Consider the following 16,084-nt stretch of genomic DNA (forward strand, 5'->3'; position numbering starts at 1 on the left):
GGCTGGACGACGTGGCGGGCGGCCCGGGGGCCGCGAGTGCCGACGTGCAACGCCGAGCAGACCTTTGACCGGGTTGCGCGCCGCCGGATGCGGTGGTGCGGCGCCCGGTCGTCGGGCAAGGATTCCCGTCGCTGGTGACCACCACGGCGGAACGAACAGAAAGGGGCCCCTGCGCGGCCGCGTCCCTGCCGGTGAGAACCGGCAGACGCGCCCGGGGGCGGAGGAGACACATGTCGAACGCGGAAACACCCGCCGAGCAGACCGGCGGGAATCCCGCCACACCCACGAGCGGCCCGCTGGCCGACCTGCCCGCCCGGATCCGGGTGCACGCGCTGGCCAAGCTGCTCGAGAAGAACAGCCGGGACATCCTCGCCAAGCTCACCGAGCTGGGCGAAAGCGTGCGCAGCGCGCAGTCGAGCGTGACCAGGGACGTGGCGCACAAGGTTGCCGAAGCCTTCTCGGGCGGCGACGTCGAGGTGGCGCCGGTCGCCGAGGCCGCGCCGAAGCAGCAGGAAGCCGCTCCGGCACCCGAGCGGCCCGTCGCGCCGCCGGTGTCCGAAGAGCCGGCCGCCGAGGCCGAGAAGCCGCGCCCGCGGCAGAAGACCCGCGCGCACCTGCCGGTGTTCGCCGCGCCGTCGCCGATCTTCCTGCCGCCGGAGCCCGCGGCCACCAAGCCGGCCCGCAAGCCGGCCGACCCGTTCGCGGAGCCTCCCGCCCCGGTGAAGGCGAAGCAGCCCGAGCCGGAGATCGCCGACGAGGAAGAGGCCGAGGACACCACGCCGGCCACCGACTCCGGTGACGACGACGGTGACGACGCCAACAGCCGTCGTCGCCGCCGCCGTGGCCGCCGCGGCCGTGGCCGGGGCAAGGGCGCCGACGGCAGTGACGAGAACGACAACGACGGCGACGACGGCCAGGTCGAGGAGCAGCCGCCGCCGCGCCGCCGCTCCCGCAACGGCGACGAGAAGCCCGCCAAGGACGAATCCGAGGCCGCCGAGGAGCCCGAAGGCGCCGACGAGGCCGACTCCGACAGTGACGACGGTGAGGGCGGCAGCAAGCGCCGTCGCCGCCGCCGTCGCCGCAAGGGCTCGGACGGCGAAGACGCCGAGACCGTCGACGACCCGCCCAACACCGTCACGCACGTCCGCCAGGCCAAGGCCGAGCAGGCCGAGCGCGAGCGCCCGGCGCGCGACGAGGTGCGCAGCGTCCGCGGCTCGACCCGCCTGGAGGCCAAGCGCCAGCGCCGCCGTGACGGCCGCGAGGCCGGCCGCCGCCGCGCCCCGATCCTGTCCGAGGCCGAGTTCCTCGCCCGCCGCGAGTCGGTCGAGCGCGCGATGGTCGTCCTCGAGAAGGGCGACTCCACGCAGATCGCCGTGCTCGAGGACGGCGTGCTGGTCGAGCACTTCGTGACGCAGTCGGGCTCCGGCTCGATCGTCGGCAACGTCTACCTCGGCCGCGTCCAGAACGTGCTGCCGAGCATGGAAGCCGCGTTCATCGACATCGGCCGTGGCCGCAACGCCGTGCTCTACGCCGGCGAGGTCGACTGGGACGCCGCCGGCCTCGAGGGCAAGGCCCGCAAGATCGAGCAGGCGCTGTCCACCGGCGACTCCGTGCTGGTCCAGGTGACCAAGGACCCGGTCGGGCACAAGGGCGCCCGGCTGACCACGCAGATCTCGCTGCCCGGCCGCTTCCTGGTGTACGTCCCCGCGGGCGGCGCCACCGGCATCTCCCGCAAGCTGCCGGAGAACGAGCGCCGCCGGCTCAAGGACATCCTCAAGCGGATCGTCCCGGAGGACGCGGGCGTCATCATCCGCACCGCCTCCGAGGGCATCGGCGAGGAGGAGCTGGGCCGCGACGTCGACCGCCTGAAGGCCCAGTGGGACGTCATCAAGGAGAAGGCCGCCGCCGGTTCCGGCAAGAAGGGCGGCGCGCCGACGATGCTCTACGAAGAGCCCGACCTGCTGGTCAAGGTCGTGCGTGACCTCTTCACCGAGGACTTCACCAAGCTGGAGATCCAGGGCAACCGCTCCTGGGAGACCATCAACGACTACGTCCGGCACGTCGCGCCGGAGCTGGGCGAGCGCCTCAAGCGCTACACCGGCACCGGCGACGCGTTCGCCGACCACCGGATCGACGAGCAGATCACCAAGGCGCTCGACCGCAAGGTCTGGCTGCCGTCGGGCGGTTACCTGGTCATCGACCGCACCGAGGCGATGACGGTCATCGACGTCAACACCGGCAAGTTCACCGGTTCGGGTGGCAACCTCGAGGAGACGGTGACCCGCAACAACCTGGAGTCGGCGGAGGAGATCGTCCGCCAGCTCCGGCTGCGGGACATCGGCGGCATCATCGTGATCGACTTCATCGACATGGTGCTCGAGTCCAACCGCGAGCTGGTGCTGCGCCGCCTGACCGAGTGCCTCGGCCGCGACCGCACGCGCCACCAGGTCGCCGAGGTCACCTCGCTCGGCCTGGTGCAGATGACCCGCAAGAAGATCGGCACGGGCCTGCTGGAGGCGTTCTCGACGCCGTGCGAGCACTGCAAGGGCCGGGGCGTCCTCGTCTCGACCGAGGTGCAGCGCACCGCCAGCGGCTCGCAGTCCCACGGCGGGAACGGCAACAACGGCGGCAACGGCGGCGGCACCAGCGGCGGCGGGGAGAAGAGCTCCCGCCGGTCGCGGGGCCGCGGCAAGGGCGAAGAGGCCGCCAAGGAGCAGGCCGAGGCCGCCAAGGCCGAGGTCCACGCGGTCCCGCCGCCCGAGCAGCGCGCATCGGTCGCGTCGGCGGTGGCGGCGATGGCGAACGCCTCGAAGGCGGCCAAGGACCACGACCACGGCGCGCTGAACGGCAACGGGCACGCCCCGGAGGTGACCGACACGGCCGAGGCCGCAGAGGCCGCCGAAGAGACGCGCCAGGAAGCCGTCACCGAGCCGGCCACCGAGGTCGCGGACGTCCCGGTGACCACCGAGGCGGACGAGACCCCGGTGCCGCAGGAGGAGCCGGCGGTCGAGCGGACCTCGGCGCCGGAGCCGGCGGAGGAGCCGGTGACGGAGGCTGCGGGTTCTTCGGAAGCGGATGTCAGCGTGCCCGAGCCGGCCACGCGCCCCACCCGGCGCCGGTCGCGCCGGGCCGCGTCGCGCCCGGCGGGTCCGCCGGTGCACGCGTCCGACCAGAGCCAGTGAACGACTAGGGGACCCCGGTGGTAACGCACCGGGGCACCCCACGTAACCTGTAGTACGGCCTGCCACCAGAGTAGGTCGCTGCGCGAGTGCAGGACCACCTTTCGAGGTGGGCCGATCGTGCAGACCCCCACCCATTGTCGAGTAATGCAGGAGACTTCCGTGTCGGCGTACGCGATCGTCAAGACCGGCGGCAAGCAGTACAAGGTGGCCGTCGGCGACGTCGTCGAGGTCGAGAAGCTCGAGGGCGAGCCGGGCACCGAGCACATCCTCCCCGCCGTTTTGTACGTCGACGGTGGCGATGTCACCACGGACGCCGACGCGCTGGCGAAGGTCTCGGTCACCGGCAAGGTCGTCGAGCAGACCAAGGGTCCGAAGATCCGGATCCACAAGTTCAAGAACAAGACGGGCTACCACAAGCGTCAGGGTCACCGGCAGAAGCTGACCCGCGTCGAGGTCACCGCCATCTCCCTGTAAGAACTTTCCGGATCTTAGTAAGACTGAAAGAGGGCTGAGCCATGGCTCACAAGAAGGGTGCGTCCAGCTCCCGCAACGGTCGCGATTCGAACGCACAGCGCCTCGGCGTCAAGCGCTTCGGCGGCCAGGAAGTCAACGCCGGCGAGATCCTGATCCGCCAGCGTGGCACCAAGTTCCACCCCGGCGTGAACGTCGGCCGCGGCGGCGACGACACGCTGTTCGCGCTGGCCGCCGGTGCGGTCCAGTTCGGCCAGAAGCGTGGTCGCAAGACGATCAACATCGTCGTGCCAGTCGAAGCGTAACGGGCGATCTTCGGGGCGACGTGTGTCCGCGGAATACGCGGACCACGTCGCCCGTTCCATGTGTTGACCCGGGGGCCGGAGCCCCCGGACCCCCACGGTGCGGCCGCTGGCAGACCCAGCGTGGCCCGCACCGTTTTTGCGTGAAAGAGGCTTGTTATGGCGTCCCGGTTCGTGGACCGTGCGGTCATCCACCTGACCGCCGGTGACGGGGGCAACGGCTGCGCCTCGGTGCACCGCGAGAAGTTCAAGCCGCTCGGCGGCCCGGACGGCGGCAACGGCGGCAACGGCGGCGACGTCCTGCTGGTCGTCGACCCGAACGTGCACACCCTGCTCGACTTCCACTTCCGCCCGCACGCCAAGGCGGGCAGCGGCAAGATGGGCCAGGGCGGCAACCGCGCGGGCGCGGCGGGGGAGACCCTGGTGATGAAGGTGCCGTCCGGCACCGTCGTGTTCACCGAAGACGGCGAGATGGTCGCCGACCTCATCGGCCCGGGCACCACGTTCGTCGCGGCACAGGGCGGCCGTGGTGGCCTCGGCAACCACGCGCTGTCGTCGAAGGCCCGCAAGGCGCCCGGGTTCGCGCTGCTGGGCGAGCCGGGGGAAGCCCGCAACCTCGTCCTCGAGCTGCGCTCGGTCGCCGACGTCGGCCTGCTCGGCTTCCCGTCCGCCGGCAAGTCGTCGCTGATCTCGGTGCTGTCCGCGGCCAAGCCGAAGATCGCCGACTACCCGTTCACCACACTGGTGCCGAACCTCGGTGTCATCACCGGCGGCGACACGGTGTTCACGATGGCCGACGTGCCCGGCCTGATCCCCGGCGCGTCCGAGGGCAAGGGCCTGGGGCTCGACTTCCTCCGCCACATCGAGCGCTGCGCGGTGCTGGTGCACGTCGTCGACTGCGCCACGCTGGAGCCGGACCGCGACCCGGTGTCCGATGTGGACGCTCTCGAGGCCGAGCTCGCCAAGTACACCCCGAGCCTAGGCGGGAAGCTCGAGGAGCGCCCGCGCGTGGTCGTGCTCAACAAGATCGACGTCCCGGAGGCCGCCGAGCTCGCCGAGTTCGTCCGGCCTGAGCTGGAAGCCCGTGGCCTGCAGGTGTTCGAGGTCTCCACGGCGTCGCGCAAGGGCCTGCGTGAGCTGACGTTCGCGCTCGCCAAGGTGGTCGACCAGTACCGCGAGGCGCAGCCCGTGCTGGAGCCGGAGAAGATCGTCCTGCGGCCGCTCGCCGTCGACGACACCGGGTTCACCGTCGAGTTCGACCCCGAGGAGGAGGGCGCGTTCATCGTGCGCGGCGCCCGCCCGGAGCGGTGGATCCGCCAGACCGACTTCGGCAACGACGAGGCCGTCGGCTACCTGGCCGACCGGCTCAACCGCCTCGGCGTCGAGGACAAGCTGGCGAAGCTCGGCGCGCGGCCGGGCAGCCCGGTCACGGTCGGCGACGTCCAGTTCGAGTGGGAGCCGTCGACGCCGAGCGTCGCGATGCACCTGTCCGGGCGCGGCACGGACGTCCGCCTCGAGAACCACGACCGGGTCGGCGCGGCCGAGCGCAAGGAAGCCCGCCGGATCCGGCGCGACGGCTCGGACGAGCCGGAAGGCGACGATCAGGGCCTCGACGCGTGAGCGGCACGCGCGAAGCCATCGCGGCCGCTCGGCGTCTGGTGGTCAAGGTCGGTTCGTCGGCCCTGACGACGGCGGGCAGCGGGCTCGACGTGGCCCGGCTGGACGCGCTGGTCGACGCGATCGCGGACCGCGTCGCCCGGGACACCCAGATCGTGCTCGTGTCTTCGGGGGCGATCGGCGCCGGGCTGGCCCCGCTGTCGCTGGGCAAGCGCCCGAAAGACCTCGCGACCCAGCAGGCGGCGGCCAGCGTCGGCCAGCTGACGCTGGCGCACGCGTACGCGGAGTCGTTCGGGCGGTTTTCGCTGACGGTCGGCCAGGTGCTGCTGACGTCCGACGACGTCGTCCGCCGGTCGCACTACCGCAACGCGCAGCGGACGTTCTCGCGGCTGCTGGCGCTCGGCGCGGTCCCGGTGGTCAACGAGAACGACACGGTGGCCACGGAGGAAATCCGCTTCGGCGACAACGACCGCCTGGCGGCCCTGGTGGCCCACCTGATCGGCGCGGACGCACTGATCCTGCTGTCCGATGTGGACGGTCTCTACGACGGTGACCCCCGCGACGGCGCCACCCGCAAGCTCACCGAGGTCCTCTCGGAGTCCGATGTGGACGGAATCTCGGTCGGCATGTCCAGCTCCGGCCTCGGCACGGGCGGCATGGTGTCGAAACTGGCGGCGGCCCGCACCGCGGCGGGCGCGGGCATCCCGGTCCTGCTGGCAGCGGCGTCGGAAGCTTCCGCGGCGCTGACGACGGCGTCCCCGGGAACGGCGTTCGCCCCGGCGGACACCCGCCTGTCGGCCCGCCGCTTCTGGCTCGGCTACGCGGCGGACACGACGGGCAAGCTCCGCCTGGACGACGGCGCGGTGACGGCGGTGGTCCGCCGCCGCCGGTCGTTGCTGGCCGCGGGGATCACGGGCGTGGAGGGCGACTTCCAGGCCGGCGACGTGGTCGACCTGGTGGACGCGAAGGACCGCGCGGTGGCCCGTGGGGTGGTGGCGTTCGACGCGACGGAGCTGCCCGACCTGGTCGGCCGGTCGACGCACGAGCTCCCGGCGGAGCAACGCCGCGAGGTCGTCCACGCCGACGACCTGGTCCCCCTCCGCCGCTGACGCTTCGCGTGATCCAGCAGGCATCTCGTGTGATTGAGCGGGCATCACGTGTGATTGAGCGGGCATCACGTGTGATTGGCCGGGCATCACTGCGTCGTCCCTCCAATCACGTGTGATGCCATTCCAATCACGCGAGATGCCCCTCCAGTCACGCGAGATTCCCCTGCGATCACACGTGATGCCCCTCTGATCACGCCGCGTCCGGCTCGGGCGTGCCTTCGAACGGCACTTTCACGTGAAAGCGCCGGTCTCGCTCAGCCGACCGAGACCAGCCGGGCACCGCCGTCGGCTTCGAGGACCGTGCCGCTCAGGTTGCGGTTCGTCGCCGCCAGCGCCACCACCTCGGCCACGTCGTCCGCCGTCGCCACGCGGCGGGACGGGATCGTCGCCGCCGTCTGCGCGAAGAAGCCCTCCCGCACCTCCGCAGGGAACCCGCTCCACCAAGCTGTGTCGACGACCCCCGGCGAGACGGCGTTCACCCGCCGCGGCGCCAGTTCCACCGCCAGCGGTTTGACCAACGCCTCCACTGCCGCGTTCAGCGCGGCGATCCCCGCCGTGCCCGCCATCGCGGCCCGCGCGGTGATCGCGCTGAGCAGCGTGATCGACCCGTCCTCGGCCAGGTGCGGCAGCACCGCCTGGATTGTCGTCAGGTGCGCCCAAAACTTCGCGTCGAAAGCCCGGCGCAGCATCGCCAGGTCCAGCGAAGCGATCGGCCCCATCCCTTCGGCGCCGGACAGGCTCACCACCAGCACGTCGACCGTGCCGAGCGACTCCGTCAGCGCGGCCATCGCCGTGGCATCGCCGCCGTCGGCTTGATGTCCCGTCAGGTGAGGGTCGCTCGCCGCGACGTCGTCGAGGCGTTCCTTGCCGCGTCCGGTCACGTGGACGTCGTAGCCCTGTTCGTGCAGCCGCCGCGCGGTCGCCAGGCCGATGCCCGACGTGCCGCCGGCGACGAGAGCGATGCTCATGCTTGTTCCCCATTTCGAACCGGTACGTCTCGTTTCGAAATCGACGCTACCATCGGATCCCATGACCGACCAGCCCCGTCCCGGCCGCAAGCGCAGCGAGCAGAGCCGATTGGCGATCCTCGCCGCCACGCTCGACCTGGTCGCGGAGGCGGGCTACGGCGCGCTGACCGTCGAGGGCATCGCCGCGCGCTCCGGCGTCGGCAAGCAGACGATCTACCGCTGGTGGCCGTCGAAGGCCGACGTCCTGCTCGACGCGCTCGCGACGAAAGCGGACCTCTACGTGCCGATCCCCGACGAGGGGACGTTCCGCGCCGATCTCGCCGGCTTCCTGGGCAGCACATTCGAACTGGGTGGGAAAGCGCAGGTCGCGGACACGCTGCGCGCGCTGATGGCGCAGGCGCAGATCGACCCGGAGTTCGGCAAACGGTTCCGCGAAGACTTCCTCAACCGCCGTCGCGAGGCACTCGGCACCATCGTCGACCGCGCCCGCGAGCGCGGCGAACTGCCCGCGGAAGTCAGCTCCCGCACGGTGATCGACGTCGTGTTCGGGACGCTCTGGTACCGGCTCCTCGCGACGCGAGAGCCGATCGGCCGCGACCTGGCCGGTGAACTGGTGGTGCTACTGGCCGATCACGGCGCTTCGACCGCCGAAATCCGGTAGCGCGCCACCGAGGCGTCGAGGATCTGCGCCGCCTGCTCGTCCGACGGCCCGGACCCGCGGAACCGCTCCAGGTCCTCGTCGGACTCCCAGCGCTCGTACACGGTCACCCGGCCGGGGTCGAGCAGGTCGGCACCCAGCGCGTACTCGAGGCAGCCGGGTGCCTCTCGCGCGAGACGGACGGCTTCGGCGCACCCCTCGAGGTAGGCATCGCGCTCTTCGGGAGCGACCTGCAACCGGCCGGCGATGATGATCATGTCGGGTTGATCCGATCCGGCTTGATCGTGAGCAGCAGCCGCGTCTGGTCGCGCCCGCCCCACCACGGGTACGGGCCACCGAGGTAGCGCTGCGCCAGCTTCTCGATGTGCTCGACGGCGCCGTCCTCGGTGATCTCCTGCACTCGCCCGCGGATCGCGTAGTAGCGCGACGGCCGTTCGCGGTCGGCGACGTTGAGCGCCACCCGCGGGTCGCGCTCGATGTTGCGCTGCTTCTGGTGGCCCCGCACGGTGTTGACGAGGATGTGCGTGCCGTCGGTGTCCACCCAGGTCTGGGTGAGCTGCGGCGAGCCGTCCGGCATCAGGGTGGACAGGAAGCAGAGGCTCGGCTCGCGCAGCAGCGCAAGCAGGTCGCCGGGCAGTTCCAAGGTGATCTCCGCTAAAGCTGGTCGGGCGCTTCGATGCCGAGCAGCGAGAGCCCGAGCGCGAGCGTTTGCGACGTCAGCGTAGTCAACCTCAGCCGGGACGCGCGCAGTGACGGCGAAGGCGCTTTCAGGACCGGACATTCTTCGAAGAACCGGGAAAACGCGACCGCGGTCTCGTACAGGTACGTGCAGAGTTTGTGCGGCGCGTAGCCGTCTGTCGCGGCCTTCAGTGCTTCGCCGAACCTGAGCAGCTTTAACGCCAAGGCCCGTTCCGCCGGCGCTTCCAAGATGATTTCCGCACCGCCGGGCACTCCGCCCGCCTTCCGGAGGATCGACCGCGTCCGCGCGTGCGCGTACTGGAGGTACACCGAGGTGTTGCCCTCCTTGGCGAGCATCCGATCCCAGGCGAAGACGTAGTCGCGTTCGCGGTCGCCGGACAGGTCGGCGTACTTGACCGCGCCGATGCCGACCGCCCGGGCGACGGCGGCCTGCCCCGCCGCGTCGAGTTCACTGCGTTCGGCGACGACCGCGGCGGCCTGCGTCACGGCTTCGGTGAGCAGGTCGGCCAGCTTGACGGTGTCGCCGGAGCGGGTCCGCATGGTCTTGCCGTCCGCGCCCAGCACCGTGCCGAAGCCGATGTGCTCGGCGTGCCCGGTCAGCCAGCCCGCGGCGCGGCAGACGGCGAACAGCATCGCGAAGTGCTGTGCCTGCGGCGTTCCGACGACGTAGAGGAGGTCGGTCGCGCCGCGCTCGGCCGTCCAGTACCGGAGGGTGGCCAGATCGGTCGCGGCGTACCCGTAACCGCCGTCGCGCTTGCGGACGATCAGCGGCAGTCGATCGCCCTCGCGGTTGCGAAACCCGTCGGGGAACACGCAGATCGCGCCGTCGCTGACCTCGGTCAGCCCGGCCTTCTCGAGATCGTCGACCACCGCGGCGAGGTACGGGTTGTAGAAGCTCTCGCCGTAGATGTCCTGGTCCGTCAAGGTGATGCCGAGCAGCGCGTAGACCTCGTCGAAGTGTCGTGTCGACTCGGCGACGAGCTCCCGCCAGACGGTCAGGGTTTCTTCGTCGCCGCTCTGCAGCAGCACGACGCGCTTGCGTGACCGCGTCGCGAACGCTTCGTCGCTGTCGAACTTGTGCCGCGCTTCGCGGTAGAACGCGTCCAGATCGGCGATGGCGCGGTGCCCGGCCGGCACGTCGAGGAGATGCTCGATGAGCATGCCGAACGGCGTGCCCCAGTCGCCGAGGTGGTTGTGCGGCAGCACTTCGTGCCCGGCGAACCGCAACAGGCGCGCCAGCGCGTCCCCGATCACGGTCGTGCGCAGGTGCCCGACGTGCATCTCCTTCGCGACGTTCGGGCTGCTGTAGTCCAGCGCGATCCGCCGCGGTGACACGATTTCCGGCACACCGAGACGCGGATCGCCGAGCAGCGCGGCCGTGCGGTCCTCGAGCCATTGCTTGCGCAGCACGAAATTGAGGAACCCGGGCCCGGCGACCTCGGGTGGGTCGGCGATGCCGCCGAGTTTCAGCGCCCCGGCAAGGGATTCCGCGATTTCGCGCGGCGGCCGGCCGAGCCGCTTGCCCAGGCTCATCGCGAGGTTGGCCTGGTAGTCGACGCCTTCGCGCGGCGATGCCTGGACCAGCGCCTGCTCCGGCGTCAGCTCGATGTCCAGTGCCGTGCCGGCGGCGGCCACCACGCGGCGCGCCAGCTCCTCGGTAACGTCGGCGGTCTGCACGGTGTCCCTCCTTCGGCTCGGTCTCGGAGCACGCAGCGTAGCGAGCGTGACCGGCCGGTGACGAAGGGTTTACCGCAGCTCGCTGTCCTTGGTTTCGGGCAGCGTGAGGATGACGGCGAACGCGATCGCCGCGCCGGCCGCGACGTACCAGAAGTAGAGCGTCTGCGAGACAGCGCCGAAGACGGTGATGAGCAGCGGCGCGGTGCCGCCGAAGATCGCGACGGTCAGGTTGTACCAGGCGCCGATCCCCAGCCCGCGCAGTTCCGTCGGGAACAGCTCGCTCATGATGGCCGGTGCGATCGACGTCATCGCCGTGTACAGCCCGAGCCCGACGCAGAACACGACGAGCAGGCCGCCGATGCCGGGGCCGATCAAGGTCGACAGCGGCACGACGACGACCGCGGTCGCCCCCGACCAGACGAGCAGCTGCGGCTTCCGTCCGACCCGGTCCGCGAGCGCACCCATCGGGTACTGCAGGGCGATGAACAGCGCCGTGCCGACGGACAACGCGAGGAACACGGCGTCCGCGTCGGCGTGCCGGTTCTTCACCGCGAACGACGTGAGCGCGCTGAAGAACGTGTAGTAGCAAAGGGTCGAGAGCATCGTGAAGCCGACGAGCCTGACGACGGCCTTCGGGTGGTGGGTCAGCGTCGTCAGCAGCGGACGCTCGAGTTTCCGCGCCTTGGCCTTCGTCTGCTCGAACAGCTCGGTCTCGGCGAGGCTGCGGCGCAGCCACAGCCCGACCAGGCCGAAGACGCCGCCCAGCAGGAACGGCACCCGCCAGCCCCAGGACGCGAGCTGCGCCTTGTCCAGCGCCCGGGCCAGGACGAACCCGAGGACGGTCGCGATCAGCACGGCCGTCCCGGTCGAGATGTAGAAGAACGCCGAGTACCGGCCGCGACGCTCCGGCGGCGCGATCTCGCCCAGGTACGCCGACGCGTTCGACACCTCACCGCCGAGCGACAGTCCCTGCGCGATGCGCGCGAGCAGCAGCAGGATCGGCGCCAGCCAGCCGACCTGCGAGAACGTCGGCAGCAGCCCGATCGCGACCGAGCCGCCGGCCATCAGCAGGATGGTGAGGATCATGGCGGGCTTGCGGCCGCGGGTGTCCGCGAAGCGTCCGAGCAGGATTCCGCCGAGCGGGCGGAAGAAGAACGCGAGCGCGTAGGTGGCGAACGTGTTGATCAGCGCGAGCGTGTCGTTCCCGGCCGGGAAGAACGCGCTGGCGAAGTAGATGCTGAACGTCGCGTAGATCGTCCAGTCGAACCACTCCAGCGCATTGCCCGCGCTCGCCGCGAACAGCTTGCGCACCGGCAGCCGGTGCGGCTGGGATACCTGCACGGTGGACTCGGTCATGGCGGCCTCCACATCACCCGAAGGTGCAACGGGACTTTGCCACAATCGTTCGCAGTCCGAAAGATCCTGACTGCCCGGGTTCTCCGTCCTCCCCTCCCTCAGGCCGTGCTGGCCAGCGCGAACGGCAGCACCGCGGGCGCCCCGGCCCGCCGCAGCAGCCGCGAGGCCAGCGTCATCGTCCAGCCCGTGTCGATGACGTCGTCGACCAGCAGGATCGGTCCGCCAGGCAACGTGGCCGCGAGGTCGGCCGGCATGCTCAGCCGCTTCCACAGGTCGGCCAGCCGCTGCGCGCTGTTCGCCTGACGCGGCGGCGGGCCGTCCGCGTCGAGCGCGCCCAGGAAGTCCAGCTTGCCGACGTCGGCCAGCCGCGTCGCCAGGCTGTAGACGAGCCTCGGCCGCGTCGACGACGGCACCGCCACCACCGCGACCGGACGTTCCGCCCACTGCCAGCCGGCGAGCACCTGGATGCAGGCCTTGAACACCGAGTCGGGCACGTCGGTGTCCTGGGCGCCTGGGCCGACGAGCTCCCGCAGCCGGTTGCCCCACCCGACGTCGGTGAGCCGCCCGAGCACCTGGCCCGGCTCGGCCTGGTCGTCGGCCGAGATCCGGCCGGAGACGGGAACGTCCAAAGAGGACATTCCGGTGGGCCACTGCTTACGGGGCGCGACCTCGACGCCGGGACGCTGCAGCCGTTCCCGGGTCGCCTCGGCGACGTCGTCGGCCACCGCGGTGTCCCAGTACTGGCCCGTGCAGTTGTCGCACCGCCCGCACGGCGCCGCCTCCGGGTCGTCGAGCTGGCGGCGCAGGTACTCCATCCGGCAGCCGTCGGTCGCCAGGTAGCCGAGCATCGCGTCCTGCTCGCGCTGGCGGGCCTCCGCGACGCGCTTGTAGCGCCCGCGGTCGTACTGCCAGTCCTCGCCCGTGCTCGTCCAGCCGCCCTTGACGCGCCGCACCGCGCCGTCGACGTCCAGGACCTTGAGCACCATCTCCAGCCGCGACCGGGAAAGCTCGACCGACGGCTCGAGCGCGGCCGTCGAAAGTGGACGGTCGGCGTAGGAGAGCGTGTTCAGCACCTGGGTCACCCGCAGCTCGTCGGGGAAGGCGAGTGACCCGAAGTACGCCCAGATCGCCTTGTCCTCCTCGCCGGGCAGCAGCACCACCTCGGCGCGTTCCACGCCACGCCCGGCGCGGCCGACCTGCTGGTAGTACGCGATCGGCGACGACGGCGCCCCGAGGTGCACGACGAAGCCGAGGTCCGGCTTGTCGAACCCCATGCCCAGCGCGGACGTCGCGACCAGCGCCTTGACCCGGTTGCCGAGCAGGTCGTCCTCGGCGGCCTGCCGGTCGGCCGGGTCGGTCTTGCCGGTGTAGGCCGCCACCGGGTAACCGCGGTCCTTGAGCAGCGACGCGACGTCGTGCGCCGCCGCCACGGTCAGCGTGTAGATGATCCCCGACCCGGGCAGCTCGGCCAGGTGCTCGGCGAGCCAGGCCAGCCGCGCCTGGGACGTCGGCAGCCGGCACACCGACAACCGCAGGCTCTCCCGGTCGAGGGTGCCGCGCAGCACGAGCGTGTCGGTGCCCGTGCCGAGACCCAGCTGTTCGGCGACGTCGGTGACGACGCGGTCGTTCGCCGTCGCCGTGGTCGCCAGGACCGGCACGCCGTCGGGCAGGTCGCCCAGCAGCGTGCGCAGGCGGCGGTAGTCCGGCCGGAAGTCGTGCCCCCAGTCGGAGATGCAGTGCGCCTCGTCGACCACCAGCAGTCCGGTGCTCGCGGTCAGCTTCGGCAGCACGTTGTCGCGGAAGTCGGGGTTGTTCAGCCGTTCGGGGCTGACCAGGAGGACGTCCACCTCGCCGGCCGCCACCGCCGCCTGGACCTGGTCCCACTCCTGGGCGTTGGCGGAGTTCATCGTCGCCGCGTGGATCCCGGCCCGGGCCGCCGCCGAGATCTGGTTGCGCATCAGGGCGAGCAGGGGCGAGACGATGACCGTCGGCCCGCTGCCCTGTTCCCGCAGCAGCGCCGTGGCCAGGAAGTACACCGCCGACTTGCCCCAGCCGGTGCGCTGCACGACCAGCGCGCGACGCCGCTGCGCGACCAGGGCCTCGATGGCCGTCCACTGGTCTTCGCGCAGCTTCGCCGAGTCGCCGGCCAGGGCCCGGAGGAGGGTCTCGGCGCGGTCGCGGAGTGCTGAGGTGGTGCTGGTCGTGTCCACGTCCCCACGTCTACCCCATGGCACCGACGATCCGGGAATCGGCGGCGGCGCGAACGGACCGTTCGTGTCGAATACGGGTGGTTATGTGACCTGAATCACATCTACTGCCCGGTCGGGGGAGGTGGTGAACAGCACCCGACGTCTCGCGCGCGCGATGTATAGGCTCCCGAGTCATGTCACCACGGCGGATCGGGGTCATGGGCGGCACGTTCGACCCCGTGCACCACGGCCACCTCGTCGCGGCCAGCGAGGTCCAGTCCCGGTTCGGGCTCGACGAAGTGATCTTCGTCCCCACCGGCCAGCCGTGGCAGAAGACCAGCCGCCAGGTGACCAAGGCCGAAGACCGCTACCTGATGACGGTCATCGCGACCGCGTCCAACCCGGTCTTCTCGGTCAGCCGCGTCGACATCGATCGCGCCGGCCAGACCTACACCGTCGACACCCTGCGCGACCTCCACGCCGAGTACCCCGAGGACCAGCTCTACTTCATCACCGGCGCCGACGCTCTCGAACAGATCCTGACCTGGCACAAGGCCGACGAGCTGTTCGACTTCGCGCACTTCATCGGCGTCACGCGGCCCGGCTACCGGCTCAATTCGCACCACCTGCCCAGCGGCAAGGTGAGCCTCGTCGAGGTCACCGCGATGGCGATCTCGTCGACCGGCTGCCGCGACCGCGTCGAACGGGGGGAGCCGGTCTGGTACCTCGTTCCCGACGGCGTCGTCCGCTACATCGCGAAGAAGGATCTCTACCGGAAGAGCGACTGAAGCGCCGCTGGTCGCGGCGGGTACTCTTCTCGGGCGAACCCGATCTGTGAAGGAGCACCGTGGCAGCCACGTCCGAGGCACGAGAGCTGGCCGTAGCGGCCGCACACGCGGCGGCGGACAAGAAGGCCAGCGACGTAGTCGTGCTGGACGTGTCCGAGCAGCTCGTCATCACCGACGCCTTCGTCATCGCCTCCGCGTCCAACGAGCGCCTGGTCGGCGCGATCGTCGACAACGTCGAAGAAAAGCTGCGGGAGAGCGGGCACAAGCCGGTCCGCCGTGAAGGCGCCCGCGAGGGCCGCTGGGTCCTGCTGGACTACGTCGACGTCGTCGTGCACGTCCAGCACGTCGAAGAGCGCACGTTCTACGGCCTCGAAAGGCTGTGGAAGGACTGCCCGCGCATCGAGGTGGCCGGTCTCGAAGAGCCGCCCGCCGACGAGGATCCGGACGTCCCGTGAGCCCCCGGCGGCTCGTGCTCTGGCGCCACGGCGAGACGGACTACAACGCCGCCGGGCGGATGCAGGGGCACCTCGACTCGGCGCTGACGCCGGTCGGCTGGAACCAGGCCCGGTTCGCGGTCCCCGCGCTGGCCCGGTTCTCCCCGGACCTCGTCATCGCGTCCGACCTGCGCCGCGCCACCGACACGGCCACCGTGCTCACCGACGCGATCGGCGTCCCGCTGCGGATCGACAAGCGGCTGCGCGAGACGCACCTCGGCGAATGGCAGGGGCTCACCGGCGCGGAGGTCGACGAGGCCTACCCCGGTGAACGCGACCGCTGGCGCAAGGACGCGACCTGGGCGCCGCCGGGCGGGGAGAACCGACTCGACGTCGCCGACCGCGCGAGCGAAGTGGTCACCGATCTGCAGCAGGCCAACTCCTCGGTGGGCGACACCGTGCTGCTGGCCGCGCACGGCGGGCTGATCACCGCGCTCACCGCACGGCTGCTGAACCTGCCGGTGGAGACCTGGCCGTCGCTGGGCGGGATCTCGAACTGCCACTGGGTCGAGCTGGGCGCGCGCGACGGGAAGTGGCGGCTGCAGGCCTACAACGCGGGGATGCACGGCTAGCC

Annotated in this window: 15 protein-coding genes; 9 read left to right on the forward strand and 6 right to left on the reverse strand. The window is 71.1% G+C overall.

Annotated features, from left to right (window positions below; translation table 11 throughout):
• Positions 1 to 230 precede the first annotated feature (230 nt).
• The 5 genes from AB0M59_RS10055 to proB all read left to right on the forward strand — a co-directional run bounded on the left by AB0M59_RS10055 (position 231) and on the right by proB (position 6,681).
• Positions 231 to 3,182 carry a translation initiation factor IF-2 N-terminal domain-containing protein gene (locus AB0M59_RS10055; protein ID WP_364611675.1) on the forward strand — a complete coding sequence of 984 codons (2,952 nt, stop codon included), beginning with the start codon at positions 231 to 233 and terminating at the stop codon, positions 3,180 to 3,182.
• A gap of 159 nt (positions 3,183 to 3,341) precedes the next feature.
• Complete coding sequence (rplU, locus tag AB0M59_RS10060; protein ID WP_003067132.1) at positions 3,342 to 3,656, forward strand: 50S ribosomal protein L21; 315 nt, start codon at positions 3,342 to 3,344, stop codon at positions 3,654 to 3,656.
• Positions 3,657 to 3,697: 41 nt separating this feature from the next.
• Complete coding sequence (gene rpmA / locus AB0M59_RS10065) at positions 3,698 to 3,958, forward strand: 50S ribosomal protein L27 (RefSeq protein ID WP_364611678.1); 261 nt, start codon at positions 3,698 to 3,700, stop codon at positions 3,956 to 3,958.
• Positions 3,959 to 4,114: 156 nt separating this feature from the next.
• Positions 4,115 to 5,575: a GTPase ObgE gene (gene obgE / locus AB0M59_RS10070; protein WP_364611681.1), complete on the forward strand. Its 1,461-nt coding sequence runs from the start codon at positions 4,115 to 4,117 to the stop codon at positions 5,573 to 5,575.
• On the forward strand, positions 5,572 to 6,681 hold the full coding sequence (proB, locus tag AB0M59_RS10075) for a glutamate 5-kinase (protein ID WP_364611684.1): 1,110 nt from the start codon (positions 5,572 to 5,574) through the stop codon (positions 6,679 to 6,681). The genes obgE and proB overlap by 4 nt, the downstream gene beginning before the upstream one ends.
• Positions 6,682 to 6,935: 254 nt before the next feature.
• Here the strand turns inward: proB and AB0M59_RS10080 are convergent, their stop codons facing one another.
• Complete coding sequence (locus AB0M59_RS10080) at positions 6,936 to 7,649, reverse strand: SDR family oxidoreductase (RefSeq protein WP_364611687.1); 714 nt, start codon at positions 7,647 to 7,649, stop codon at positions 6,936 to 6,938.
• Positions 7,650 to 7,710: 61 nt separating this feature from the next.
• Here AB0M59_RS10080 and AB0M59_RS10085 point away from each other — a divergent pair, with 61 nt between their 5' ends.
• A complete protein-coding gene (locus AB0M59_RS10085; protein WP_364611690.1) occupies positions 7,711 to 8,310 on the forward strand; it encodes a TetR/AcrR family transcriptional regulator in 600 nt (199 codons plus the stop codon).
• On the opposite strand, the gene AB0M59_RS10090 is transcribed toward AB0M59_RS10085, so the two are convergent.
• The 5 genes from AB0M59_RS10090 to AB0M59_RS10110 form a co-directional block, all read right to left on the reverse strand.
• A complete protein-coding gene (locus AB0M59_RS10090; RefSeq protein ID WP_364611693.1) occupies positions 8,280 to 8,564 on the reverse strand; it encodes an antibiotic biosynthesis monooxygenase family protein in 285 nt (94 codons plus the stop codon). The genes AB0M59_RS10085 and AB0M59_RS10090 overlap by 31 nt on opposite strands.
• Entirely contained in the window at positions 8,561 to 8,950 is a 390-nt protein-coding gene (locus AB0M59_RS10095) for a PPOX class F420-dependent oxidoreductase (protein ID WP_364611696.1), read from the reverse strand. The genes AB0M59_RS10090 and AB0M59_RS10095 overlap by 4 nt, the downstream gene beginning before the upstream one ends.
• A gap of 11 nt (positions 8,951 to 8,961) precedes the next feature.
• Positions 8,962 to 10,683 carry an arginine--tRNA ligase gene (gene argS, locus AB0M59_RS10100; protein WP_364611699.1) on the reverse strand — a complete coding sequence of 574 codons (1,722 nt, stop codon included), beginning with the start codon at positions 10,681 to 10,683 and terminating at the stop codon, positions 8,962 to 8,964.
• Positions 10,684 to 10,752: 69 nt separating this feature from the next.
• The gene (locus AB0M59_RS10105; RefSeq protein ID WP_364611702.1) at positions 10,753 to 12,039 is read right to left on the reverse strand and encodes an MFS transporter; all 1,287 of its coding nucleotides are present in this window, start codon (positions 12,037 to 12,039) and stop codon (positions 10,753 to 10,755) included.
• A gap of 98 nt (positions 12,040 to 12,137) precedes the next feature.
• Positions 12,138 to 14,249: a RecQ family ATP-dependent DNA helicase gene (locus tag AB0M59_RS10110; protein ID WP_364611705.1), complete on the reverse strand. Its 2,112-nt coding sequence runs from the start codon at positions 14,247 to 14,249 to the stop codon at positions 12,138 to 12,140.
• Positions 14,250 to 14,422: 173 nt separating this feature from the next.
• On the opposite strand from AB0M59_RS10110, the gene nadD reads away from it, so the two are divergent.
• Genes nadD through AB0M59_RS10125 form a run of 3 tightly spaced genes read left to right on the forward strand, consistent with a single transcriptional unit; the run spans position 14,423 to position 16,082 of the window.
• Complete coding sequence (gene nadD / locus AB0M59_RS10115) at positions 14,423 to 15,016, forward strand: nicotinate-nucleotide adenylyltransferase (RefSeq protein ID WP_364611708.1); 594 nt, start codon at positions 14,423 to 14,425, stop codon at positions 15,014 to 15,016.
• A gap of 59 nt (positions 15,017 to 15,075) precedes the next feature.
• Positions 15,076 to 15,471 carry a ribosome silencing factor gene (gene rsfS, locus AB0M59_RS10120; protein ID WP_003067112.1) on the forward strand — a complete coding sequence of 132 codons (396 nt, stop codon included), beginning with the start codon at positions 15,076 to 15,078 and terminating at the stop codon, positions 15,469 to 15,471.
• Positions 15,468 to 16,082, forward strand: coding sequence for a histidine phosphatase family protein (locus AB0M59_RS10125; protein ID WP_364366629.1), 615 nt, complete (start codon positions 15,468 to 15,470; stop codon positions 16,080 to 16,082). Before rsfS ends, AB0M59_RS10125 begins: the two co-directional genes overlap by 4 nt.
• Positions 16,083 to 16,084 lie beyond the last annotated feature (2 nt).

Source organism: Amycolatopsis sp. NPDC051371 (genome assembly GCF_040682155.1).
Classification (GTDB): Bacteria; Actinomycetota; Actinomycetes; order Mycobacteriales; family Pseudonocardiaceae; genus Amycolatopsis.